The sequence below is a fragment of the Faecalibacterium intestinale genome (genome assembly GCF_040096575.1).
In the GTDB taxonomy this organism is placed as follows: Bacteria; Bacillota; Clostridia; order Oscillospirales; family Ruminococcaceae; genus Faecalibacterium; species Faecalibacterium intestinale.
The window spans coordinates 31,057-42,633 of record NZ_JBBMEN010000003.1 but is presented as its reverse complement, the minus strand read 5'-3'; the positions used below and the strand labels follow the sequence as shown (position 1 = coordinate 42,633).

At 45.6% G+C, this 11,577-nt stretch carries 12 protein-coding genes; 9 read left to right on the top strand and 3 right to left on the bottom strand.

Annotated features, from left to right (window positions below; translation table 11 throughout):
• Positions 1-24 precede the first annotated feature (24 nt).
• The 7 genes from WMO20_RS03495 (at position 25) to WMO20_RS03465 (ending at position 7,504) form a co-directional block, all read left to right on the top strand.
• On the top strand, positions 25-1,212 hold the full coding sequence (locus WMO20_RS03495) for a hypothetical protein (RefSeq protein ID WP_349185861.1): 1,188 nt from the start codon (positions 25-27) through the stop codon (positions 1,210-1,212).
• A gap of 28 nt (positions 1,213-1,240) precedes the next feature.
• Positions 1,241-2,497, top strand: a complete 1,257-nt coding sequence (locus WMO20_RS03490) for a leucine-rich repeat domain-containing protein (protein WP_349185860.1) — start codon at positions 1,241-1,243, stop codon at positions 2,495-2,497.
• 76 nt (positions 2,498-2,573) lie between these two features.
• Positions 2,574-3,092: a hypothetical protein gene (locus WMO20_RS03485; protein WP_349185859.1), complete on the top strand. Its 519-nt coding sequence runs from the start codon at positions 2,574-2,576 to the stop codon at positions 3,090-3,092.
• A 415-nt stretch (positions 3,093-3,507) separates the two neighbouring features.
• Positions 3,508-5,274 (top strand): plasmid recombination protein, encoded by a 1,767-nt coding sequence (locus tag WMO20_RS03480; protein WP_349185858.1) that lies wholly within the window; start codon positions 3,508-3,510, stop codon positions 5,272-5,274.
• A 105-nt stretch (positions 5,275-5,379) separates the two neighbouring features.
• The gene (locus WMO20_RS03475; RefSeq protein WP_349185857.1) at positions 5,380-5,895 is read left to right on the top strand and encodes a CHC2 zinc finger domain-containing protein; all 516 of its coding nucleotides are present in this window, start codon (positions 5,380-5,382) and stop codon (positions 5,893-5,895) included.
• Positions 5,822-7,171, top strand: coding sequence for a DNA primase family protein (locus WMO20_RS03470; protein ID WP_349185856.1), 1,350 nt, complete (start codon positions 5,822-5,824; stop codon positions 7,169-7,171). The genes WMO20_RS03475 and WMO20_RS03470 overlap by 74 nt, the downstream gene beginning before the upstream one ends.
• 123 nt (positions 7,172-7,294) lie before the next feature.
• Entirely contained in the window at positions 7,295-7,504 is a 210-nt protein-coding gene (locus tag WMO20_RS03465; protein ID WP_097777257.1) for a DUF6462 family protein, read from the top strand.
• Between the two features lie 95 nt (positions 7,505-7,599).
• Here the strand turns inward: WMO20_RS03465 and WMO20_RS03460 are convergent, their stop codons facing one another.
• Entirely contained in the window at positions 7,600-8,481 is an 882-nt protein-coding gene (locus tag WMO20_RS03460; RefSeq protein ID WP_349185855.1) for an Abi family protein, read from the bottom strand.
• 221 nt (positions 8,482-8,702) lie between these two features.
• Here WMO20_RS03460 and WMO20_RS03455 point away from each other — a divergent pair, with 221 nt between their 5' ends.
• A complete protein-coding gene (locus WMO20_RS03455; protein ID WP_165852560.1) occupies positions 8,703-8,873 on the top strand; it encodes a hypothetical protein in 171 nt (56 codons plus the stop codon).
• 36 nt (positions 8,874-8,909) lie between these two features.
• Entirely contained in the window at positions 8,910-10,145 is a 1,236-nt protein-coding gene (locus tag WMO20_RS03450; protein WP_349185854.1) for a site-specific integrase, read from the top strand.
• Between the two features lie 552 nt (positions 10,146-10,697).
• Here the strand turns inward: WMO20_RS03450 and WMO20_RS03445 are convergent.
• A complete protein-coding gene (locus WMO20_RS03445; protein WP_349185853.1) occupies positions 10,698-11,147 on the bottom strand; it encodes a low molecular weight protein-tyrosine-phosphatase in 450 nt (149 codons plus the stop codon).
• Positions 11,144-11,560: a winged helix-turn-helix domain-containing protein gene (locus WMO20_RS03440; RefSeq protein WP_349185852.1), complete on the bottom strand. Its 417-nt coding sequence runs from the start codon at positions 11,558-11,560 to the stop codon at positions 11,144-11,146. Before WMO20_RS03440 ends, WMO20_RS03445 begins: the two co-directional genes overlap by 4 nt.
• Positions 11,561-11,577: the final 17 nt, after the last annotated feature.

Sequence of the window (11,577 nt, the reverse complement as noted above, 5' to 3'; positions counted from 1 at the left end):
GAATCCACTAAAGGAGATTTTTTGATGCAAACAGTTGTGAAAATCAAGCTAGAACTTAATAATGGGCAGAGTGTTGATAATGAGTTTGTCTACAAGGATAGTTTTTTATCTATCTGTGATGATATGATAAAGAAAATTTTTCCTTCTGTAGATACTTGCACAATCGTCAGCTGTTGCTTCACAATAGGAAGTGATAATCTATCAGTATGCGTGAGCAACTACAGTTTAACTGATGAGATTTGCTTTTTTGCATTTCACAATATGCCAATGAAACTTCATTCATTTCAGGTATTTGGCGTTAACATTCATCTTGTTGACTGCACAACTGACTTGCTCCAACTGGATTGCGAAAAAATTCTTTTAGCTGAATGTCAAATTGCACAAGCGAATATTGGGCTGAATGGACACTATGAGGTATTAAAGAGCAGGAATAGCCAAACTGACACTTGTACTGCTTACACTATGAATGTTTTCGATATTCGTTCCTGCCATATTGAAACATTAAAAACATATATTCAATGCAATTATGTGAATGTTCAGGAAAGCACTATATCAAATTTTTATTTTTATGGTGGTTTTGTTGGAAAAGTAGTAGCAGTGGTGAATACGCTTAATATTTGGCAGTTCTGCCAAATTAGAAACTTAGAAGTCGATTGTCAAGTCAATAATCTTAAAGTTGAAGATAGTTCTATCTCAAAATTTATTGCGAAAGGAAAATGTCACATAGGAGATATTTCCTCGGTCTCAACGGAATGGAGCGATGCTTACAATTTTGATCCAGAATCCTTTAATAATAAAAATTCAGTTGTATGGGAAATTATCGTAAAATCAGCAGAGCATTCTGGAAATTCGCAAATAATAGCTGAAGCAAACTATAATATTGTTAAAGCATTATATCAAGAAGAAAAAGGTCTTGGTAAGATTATGGGAAAGGTTTTTGATTTTTGCAGCGGATATGGTTATAAGCCTCTGAGAGTTTTTAAAGCAGGTAGTATATTGATTGGAAGCGTCTTTGTGCTGCTCGTGATTCTTCGTCCCAACAAGTGCAAGGTATCACAATGTCTGGCTTACGCAGTGGCAGGGATTGCAGGGCAAAGCGGATTGACAATCTGTAATGGTATTAGTTTTTGGATTGTGACACTAGAGTATCTTCTTGGCGTCATCCTGTTTGCTGTTTTTGTCAATGGATTATACTTGAGATACAAAAATTAAATATGGATGCAAAGGTTGAACTATCTTTATGAACTTACGCATTATCCTTGACCAGTATCCACAATGTCTAGAGAGCCGTGCAAAGCTATCTGCCATCCTGCGCGACTTGTACCCCAGCGAACGCCGAGAAATCAATATTGTTTTGGATATATACGAATGCGGCATAGCAGATAAAATCAAACATCTTAAAAACATTGACGCCTTGCAGGTACAAGCTTTTTGTCGCCAACTCGAAGTCGAGTATGCACTTCCGGCCCAATATGCACTTCGTGGACTTGCTTTGTGGCTTGAAGCCTACAATGTAGCGATTCAGAAAAACGAAGTTCCTGCTAAGGATTCTCGTGTGTTGTCTGGCCCTACAAGTTTTGAATCAAATGCTTCACAAGATTCAGAAAACTCTAATCAAATCGTCAATACTGCTCCAGAATATGAGTTGAAAGTTCTTACTCTAGCGACGGCTGAGATTTCCCGATATCATGGGCATAATTCTAAGAATGTTATTATCCCTAGCATTATTGACGGAAAAAATATTGTTGGTATCGGAAAAGGTGCATTTCAACGTTGTACGACAATCGAATATCTACGACTTTCAGAAGGAATTCGCTACGTTGAAGATAGCGCATTTTTTAATTGTTCGGCATTGAAGAGCTGTTTGCTCCCACAGTCCCTTGTTCGTCTTGGCTCAGAGCTTAATACACTACCAAATCCTACCGGAGTTTTTGAGCACACAGCCCTAGAACATATTATTTTGCCGGAAGCTATTCGATATATTGGAAAATGTGCATTCAGAAATTGCTCAAAATTAAAGAGTGCCTCGATTTTGTCAAGTATAGAATGTTTGCCAGAGGAAGCGTTTTTAGGATGTGAGCGGCTTACTACAATTGAATTGTCCAATACCGTTAAGATTATTTCCAATCGAGCATTTGCGTTCTGTGAAAGTTTGCAAAGAATTGCATTACCACCAAATGTAAAAAGCCTTGGTGAAATGACTTTTCTTGGATGCACTTCACTCAATATGATTCGATTGAATGTTGGATTAACAAGTATTCGCCAGGGGGCTTTTCTAAGCTGTACTAGCCTAAAGGAACTCCATGTTCCATCAACAGTAACTCTGCTTGGAGAACATCTTTTTGAATACGTTCCAATTCACAAAGCAAATGGGAATGCAGTGATTTATGGGAGCAGGCGGCAAAACCTCAATCTGTTGATTTACTGCGCCTTGGGTTCCCATGCACTTGAATATGCGCAAAAAAATAATATTGAATTTCGAGTAGAAAGACATTAGTCCTAGCGTTATTCTCGAATGAAAATACGCACATCAGGGAACACTTATATCAACTTTCCGGAAAGGGTGTGATTTTATGGTTGACCGTATTGTCAAAGAGATTAACATCTGCTTGGAAAATGACTGCTACATTTCAGCATTGGGAATGGCATTGACCCTGCCGGATATTTGTGGAAAAGCTAAATATCCCCAATGGAAAAAGCAGAATGTTGGGCTGCGGTACAAGAAATGGTATGATGAGTATATTGGATTCCGTGAAATTCCAAGTGGACCACATAGTGAAGATTTCTCGTATTTAAGTGGTGAGGTCGTTTACAGTTTGAGAAATTGCTTGCTGCATCAAGGAACTCCCAATATCGACAATAACAAAATCACAGAAAAGCGTTGCAAGATGGACTACTTTATTCTCGTGATTAACAATGATGAACACATAACTTCATCTGAGTTCGCGTTAAACCACGATGGTGCTCGTTCGGATTGTGGAATGAAGGTGGACCTTTATAGCCTTTGCGGAAAATTAACGCGTGCAGCTTCCGATTACTATCACAGTAATAAAGAACTCTTCGATTTTTTTCAGTATCAGTTAATACAATAATACAGTCTCACCCAAGAGCGGCAAAGTTTCATTGCGAACTTTGCCGTTTTCCTTTTGCTCCAAATTTGTGAAATTTCCAAAACTGTATTCCAAAACAGCTCTGCGGATTCCTATTAGTGTAGGGGTTTTCAAAATCTTTTGTAAAACAGCTTTCCTCTGGTTCTATAAGTGGAAATCGAACAAAATCTATATTCTAAAATTAGGCAGTTCAACAAAATTTGAAAATCTGGTTGCCAAACACCCATTTTAGATTGTTATAGGTAGAGGGGAACGTTGAAAAAATGAATTTTCTTTGAACTTTTAAAAGACCCAGTTTAAAAACACCCCTTAAAGTTTGTATAGGGTATAGGGACTACTTTTCAAAAAACAGCCCTACCGGTATTTTTGAAAGCCCTCAACTTCTTACAAGACAACATTGTACTTTGACAACAGCATGATCGGCTGCAAGCCACTATGCTTTTTCGGGGAAGTGCCGCCACGACACGAGCGCACCAAGAAGAAGCCATACGCCGGAGGAGATCGGGCAGGAACCGCTTGCAGGCAGACCGACACCGAAGAAGAATCGGGCAAGCTGGCAGAGAGGACTTCGCAAAGTCTTGTCTGTCAGGTTGTTCGGCGCAAGAGTGCAGAGAGCGCAGCTCTTTGCGCGGGTCAAGGGCGGCAGCCTTGCCCAGTGGATGTGATGCTCTGCGTCATATCCTACTGGGTATTATCTGGCGCACAGCAGGCGGCAGATTTGCAGCTTCGCTGCACCGCGTTGCCCCTATCTCGCGCACGGCGTCCTCTGCGTACCCCCAGAAAGGAGAGATGGTCGCTGAAACTGACCCGACACAATGGCCGCGCCGGAAAGCACGGCACTTACAATCCAAAGCACAATGACCGCAGTTTTGAAATTGCCAACAGCGAGCATATCAATCCGGAACGTGTCCAGCAAAACATCTATTGGGATTGCTACAACGGCATCCGTTCTGCCCTGCATCCCAAGAGTGAGGACAGTCTGGCCGACACCTTTGAAGAAGTCGAAAAGCTCTATTACAAACTGCATTACACCAACTTCAGCGAAAAGCAGAATGAGCGCAACGCCAAAATCCGGCACACGGAACGAAACCGCTCAACAGAAGATTTGCTAACCAGCAAAAAGACCTGTCCCGAAGAAAGCATCTATCAGTTGGGAACGCTGGAAAGTCATGCTTCCCCGAAAGAGCTTTTTCAAATCGCCACAGAATTTATGGATGAGTTCCACGAGCGTTTCGGCAAACACGTCCACATTCTGGATTGGGCGTTACATCTGGATGAGGGAACGCCGCACATCCACGAACGCCATGTGTTCGACTGTGAGAATAAATATGGTGAAATTGCCCCACAGCAGGAAAAAGCGTTGGAAGCACTTGGCTTTGAACTGCCAAAGCCAGACAAGCCCCTTGGCCGCTACAACAACCGCAAGATCACGTTCGATGCAGCCTGCCGCACGATGCTGTTCGAGATTGCCAGACGCCACGGTCTGGAACTGGATGAAGTGCCGGAATACGGTGGACGGGCATACCTGGAAAAGCAGGATTATATCATGGCAAAGCAAAAAGAGCAGCTTGCCCAACAGGAAAAAGCTGTGCAGGAGCAAACCGTCCAGCTTGAAAATTTGAAACAGGAACATGAGAATGAAAATCTTCTGCAAGTTCGACGCACAACATATCAGTCTTTGACGATTATGCGCAACGACAAGAAAATTCAAAAGCAGGAAAAACGGATAGATGAGCTTTCTCAGCAAATCGAAGATACCGAGAATTTTCTGGAAGAAATTTCTGCGATTGCCTATGACAAAGCAGTTGCGGTTGTTTCCGAAAAAGCTGCAAAGGATGCTCTAAGAGAAAGCACGGAGCAGGTCGATATTTATTTGGATTGGCTAAAAGAGCCGGGACGAAAGGCAAGCAAGGAAACAGTGGACTACACCACATACCAAATCATAACGCTACGAAAAAATATTGTTGCAGCGGTAAGCAGGCTTACCGCAAGATTGACAGCTGCCCTTATAAAGCCAGAAATCAAAAAGCCTGCTGTCGAGAAAATCAAAGAAAATGCTCGTCTGTCTGTTCTGCAAAAGTTACAGCAGCGACAGGAAGAAATCAAGCAGCGTGAGCAGACACGCACCAAACCGAAAAAGCGCAGTCATGGCATGGAACTGTAAAGGAGGAAAATCTTCAAGAACAATAATCTATTTCAAACGATAAAACAGACCATCACCACCCGGCAGGCCGCAGAAACCTACGGCTTTCAGCCCAACCGCAGCAACATGATTTGCTGTCCATTCCATGCAGACCGTAACCCCAGCATGAAAGTGGATTCCCGGTTTCACTGCTTTGGCTGTGGAGCGGATGGCGATGCAATCGACCTTACCGCAAAAATGTTTCAGCTGTCTTTGCGGCAGGCTGCTGAAAAGTTGGCCGCAGATTTTGGACTTCCTGCAACTGGCAGTTCTCCACCGTTTCTGTGCAAACCTGTGGAAAAGTCATTGAACCAGAAAGAGCAATTCTACAAAATCCTGTGTGGCTATCGTTCTCTGCTGGCAGATTGGCGCATGATCTATGCGCCACAAAATCCAGAGGAAACCCTGCATCCCTGTTTTGTCGCAAGTATGCACTATGCAGAACGTGTACAATATCTGCTGGATATTCTTTTGCAGGGAAGCTCGCATGAAAAACAACAACTACTCAACGGAAAGGAAGTGACCGCCCTTGGAAAAGCAATCGAACGATGCAAGGAAACCGAAGAAGCAGCATCGTGCACCTGCCCGAAACTGGGTGGGTGATAACGGAAAAATCATTGAACCATTGTTCGCAGATTACTTTTTGAGCCTGCATCCCATGCGCTGCTTTCAAGGCAGACTGTTCACGGTGGATGGCATGGTAGAGGATGAAGCTCCGCTGAAGAAGGAAATCTATGAGCAAGTCCGCTATTACGCTACCACCAGCGTAGCACGGCGCATCGAACATATCGTGCAAGCCATCAAGCTGGCCTGTGCATCCGAACCACCGGAGATTCAGACGGATCGTATTCATGTCCGAAACGGTACATATTTTGTAGACGGTCACTTTACCCCTGAAAAAGAATACTGCATGAACCGTCTGCCCATTGCCTATGTGCCGGATGCACCAGCACCAACGCGCTGGCTGCAATTCTTGAACGAACTGCTATACGAAGAAGATATTCCGGCTTTACAAGAATACATTGGCTACTGTCTGCTACCTGTTACCAAAGCACAGAAAATGCTGCTGATGGTTGGCAAGGGCGGCGAGGGAAAATCCAGAATCGGGCTGATCCTGCGAGAATTGTTCGGCAGCAGTATGTATACAGGCAGTCTGCAAAAAGTGGAAACCAACCGCTTTGCCCGTGCAGACTTGGAGTACAAGCTGCTTTTGGTGGACGATGACATGAAAACTGAGACCCTGCCGCAGACCAACAACATCAAGACCCTTGTTACACTGGAAGATAAAATCGACATTGAGCGCAAGGGCCAGCAGAGTGTGCAGGGTACGCTGTATGTGCGGTTTGCCTGCTTCGGGAATGGCAGCTTACACGCACTCTATGACAAGTCTAACGGTTTCTATCGCCGTCAGCTGTTGCTCACCACTAAGGAAAAGCCCGTTGGCCGGGTGGATGATCCTTTTCTCATTGATAAGATGCGGAACGAAAAAGAGGGCATCCTGCTTTGGGCGTTGGAAGGGCTGCATCGGCTGATTCGGAACAACTATCGGTTTACCATCAGCGAACGCACTGCGGCAAATCTGAAAGAAGCAATGGAGCAGGGCAACAATATCCTGGGCTTCCTCAAATCTGAGGGCTACTTTGAAATTCGGCAGGGGGCCAAGTGCAAATCCACGGATTTCTATAAAGTCTATGAACGCTGGTGTCTGGATAACCTGGAAAAGCCACTGGCAGCATCAACCTTTATCCACCATCTAAAAGATAATCAGAAAAGTCTGGGCATCGTCTACGATGATAAGTGCATTGGCACAAATCGGGGCTTTCACAATGTAGACGTTGACCTGTTTTTACCCGTTGATGTTCCCAGTCCGTGGGATTAAAAAATAAGAATCAACTTGAAAAAGCCCTGCTCAGCCTGCTCACAGTGCGCAAAAGGTGCAGGATGAGCAGAGTGAGCAGGCGATTTTGAATTTACATCAAAATAAAACACGGAGGTTTTGCTTATGGGTTACGCCCGAAAGGACGTTGAAAGAACAAAAATGAACGCGAAAAAGTTTGTCCGCTATCAGGAAGGGGCTGAAAAATACAGCCTTGGTCTGACAAAATTTCAGGAGTTGGCGAAGGAAGCCAAGGCCGTTTATAAAATCGACAAGGTGGCGTTGGTCAACTGCGAGATTTTCGAGCGGTATCTGGAATCCTTCCGCATCGCATAAAAATAGGCCGGAGGAAAATCCCCCGGCCCCAGACCGCCCACAGTGTTGCGCTGCATAACAGCTCGTGGGAAAAGTCACCTTTATTCTATGCAAAATCAGAGCTTTTCTTTCCAGTCATCCCGGAAGCCGTAATAATCCATTCGCACAAACGGATATTTTTCCGTCAAAGCAATGACGGCTTCCTTCATCTCTGCAAAGTTCTCAGTAGGCAGAAGCCTTCTCATGATGAGGAAGAACCCGAAGAAATGCGCGTTATCCATCGTGCCATCCTCGCGGCGGATCAGCAACGCCTGTTCTTTCTTGTTAAGGGAAGGCTTTTGCTCAAAGAGACGGTTATAAATGCGGCTTCCATGCGCGCACAGATTGCGAATGATCGTCATGCTGTGCATATACTGTCCCAGAATTTCCGGGCCGCGATTCATGGTAAGCCCGAACCGATGGGCAACCGTTTCTTTGAGCGGACGTTCGGAAATGGAATACAGGAAAGAAATGTCGGAGATCGTCAGCAAATCAACGTAGGCCCAGAGCGGAATCTCTTGGTGCAGGTCGTTGATGAAGTGCTTTAAGTAGGCTTCGTGGGCCAGCCGCTGCCGCTTCTGCTGGTTGGCTTTGTCGACGATTTCCTTATGTTTTGCTTGATTGGAGAAATTTGAGGCATCCAGATAGCCCAGCGGCCCATACACTTTTGTAAATTCATAGGCATAGATGGACTTCATCTGCACCTCAATGGTTTCGATATGGTGCAGAATGATGTGACGGAACTCATGGTCGAAATTGTAAATGTCCTCGATATTTTGGAACGTGGCAGACTTCGCAAAAACATCGTTCTTGCGGAGCGTCAGAGAATAGCCGCTGACACGGTAATAATTGTTCCGCAACAGAAAATCCTTTGCTTCGGCTTCATCCTCGATGGTAAGGCCGCGTGAACGAAGAATTTCGATTTGTTCATCTATCGTTTTGAAGTCCTTGTCTGCCATGAAAAATCTCCTTTATAAGCAAAACGCCCCCAAGTGTGCATACGCTATGCGCAGAGGCCTGGGGGAGTTGTTACCATTATAATAGCAAATCAAGGACGAAATGTCAATGAGCAGAGTGTGAACTTTCGATTTTTCGTAAAAAATTTCAAGAAGGGCTTTTTGCAGCTTGACTTCCTGTCACACGGAAAGTATACTGGTGCTGTGGAGGTATGAGAGCAGCTATGGCAAAGATGGGACGACCAAAATCCGAAAATGCAAAAAAGAAAACCTTGAGCATTCGGGTGGAGGATGCCCTGTATGAGCGTATCTGCAATTATGCCGAACAACATCAACTGACTGTAACAGAAGTTGTCTTGCAGGGGCTGGACAAAGTTTTGTCCGACCTTAAATAGTATCAAGCCCTTCTTCTTTCGGGAAGGAGAATTGATATGGCAACGACACGAAAAGACCTGCGGGGGCGTACCCTGCGAAAAGGTGAGATGCAGCGCAGCTCCGATAAGCGATATGCGTATTCTTACACGGATCCGCTGGGGCGGCGCAAATACATCTACGCAAATGACCTTGTGACCCTTCGGGAGAAGGAAGCGCAGCTAACTAAAGACCAGATGGACGGTCTGGATATTTACGTTGCAGGCAAAGCAACGGTCAACTTTGTGTTTGACCGTTATATGAGCCTGAAAACGAATCTACGCCAGACCACCCGGAGCAACTATCTTTATATGTATGATCGCTTCATCCGCGATACCTTCGGCAAGAAGAAAATTGCAGAGATTCGGTATTCGGATGTGCTGCAGTTCTACAATTATCTGCTGGATAAGCAGGGCTTGCAGGCAAACACGTTGGAAAGCGTTCATACGCTGCTACATCCCACCTTTCAGCTGGCGGTTCGGGATGAGATCGTCCGCAAGAATCCCACAGATGGTGTGATGGCAGAAATCAAGAAAAGTTCCGAGCAGACCACTGGTGTGCGTCATGCCCTGACGATTCCGCAGCAGCGGGCGTTCATGGAACATATCGCCAATCACCCGGTCTTCTGCCACTGGTGGCCGCTGTTTACGGTGCTGCTGGGAACAGGCTGCCGCATTGGTGAAGCGTTGGGCTTGCGCTGGGATGATCTGGACTATGAGCGGCGCACTATCAGTATCAATCACAGTCTGGTCTATTACCCGGTGGGCGAAAGCCGCAATTCGGTTCTGCACATCTCAAAGCCTAAAACGGAAGCAGGCGTTCGGACGATCCCTATGTTTGATACCGTAAAGGATGCCTTTGAAATGCTGCATGAAGAACAAAAAGAATCCGGCTGGAACGATGTGGAGATTGATGGTATGTCGGGCTTCATCTTCTGCAACCGCTTTGGTAATGTTCCGAATCCGCAGTCTGTGAACCGCGCTATCAAGCGCATCGTTGCAGACTATAATGCAGGTGAAGAAGTGGAAGCAAAGAAGCGGCACCGGGAGGCGGTTCTGTTGCCGGACTTTTCGGCACATCATCTGCGGCACACGTTCTGCACAAGGCTTTGCGAAAAAGAGACCAACCTGAAGGTCATCCAATCGGTCATGGGGCATAAGGATATTCAGACCACGATGGACATTTATGCCGAAGCGACTGAGGAGAAAAAACAGGAATCATTTGAGCGTTTGGCTGCTACACTGGACATTTTTTGAAGCAACAAAGAAGGGCTCTTAATGAGCGTTTTGTCTGACAGCAAAATTCTTCCAAGGACAGCAAATTGACAGCAAAACTACGAGAATGACGGCGAATCACGAAGGATTGTGAATACCGGGAACGCAAGTGAAAACGCGATTGTGAAGCATCACGAAGCATTGTAAGCTGGTTCCGGAAAGTATCCCCACGATGAAGCCGATTGAGCAGTAAAATGCAAAATTAAAACGCAGATGCGATGAATTTCCGAACGGTATTCAAGCGGTATCTGCGGTACTACACCACAACTACACCAATTTTGGGACGTTTTCCCGAAAAGGAGCCTTACAAAGCGGTGTGGTGTAAGAAATGAATAGGCGGATTGGTGTAGTAGGTACACCGAACCACAAACGCAAAAAAGCGGCAGCTATGTTGTAAAAATACAACGTAGCTGCCGCTTTTTGTTTCGTATAGAGATTTTATGCTGACAGGCAACTTCTCCTGTGGTTAAATCAATTTGTCGTTGGCAAGTGTCAAACACTCCTGATTTGGCATACGCCAAAATTTACGCCAATTTAGCGCAGTTCCTCAAGCAATGCCGTGCATCCTTCCAGTATATCCTGCCATGTGGCTTCAAAATCTCCCGTGAACCATGGGTCTGCTACTTCACGGGGATGATCTGTATGCGCCATCAGCAGCGAGACTTTATGCTGTGGGTCTCCGCCGACAAGCCGCAGGATGTCGCACAGATTACTTTCGTCCATGCCAATCAGATGATCATACCGTGCATAATCCAGCCGGGTCATCTGCCGGGCGGTCTTGCCGTTGCAGTCGATGCCATGTTCTGCCATCTTCTGCCGTGCAGGAGGATAGACCGGATTTCCGATTTCCCATGCACTGGTGGCGGCTGATGCGGTTTCAAATTGCTCGGATAGTCCTGCCTTGGACGTAAGGTCTTTCATCACATACTCCGCCATCGGGCTTCGGCAGATATTTCCGAGACAAATAAATAAGATCCTGGTCATGCCGGGTCGTTCTCCTTTTGGCTTACAAAAGCATAGCCGCCGTGGGTAGTGCGGATAAAGCTACCGCAGCCGGCCAGCTTCTTTCGCAGATTGGAAACGGTATTTGCCACGACCTTTAAGGTGTCGTCACAGTTTTGTCCCCACACAGCACGGAAAAGCTCTTCTTTTGAGAAGATTTGTCCTTCGTGGGAGGCAAGCATCAGCAGCAAATCGAACTCCAGTCGTGTAAGGGAGACTTTTCTGCCGTTACACGACACTTCGTGGGTCATTCCGTCCAGTGTAAGCCCCGGAAGAACCAACTTCTCCCATGAATCAATGGATATTTGCTCTGTCTCGATGTGCTCTCGTTCCAGAAGCATCCGGATCTTCTGCTCCAATTCCGGGTCAGGCTGTCGGGTCTTTATAACGATCATGGCAAACTCCTGCGTGT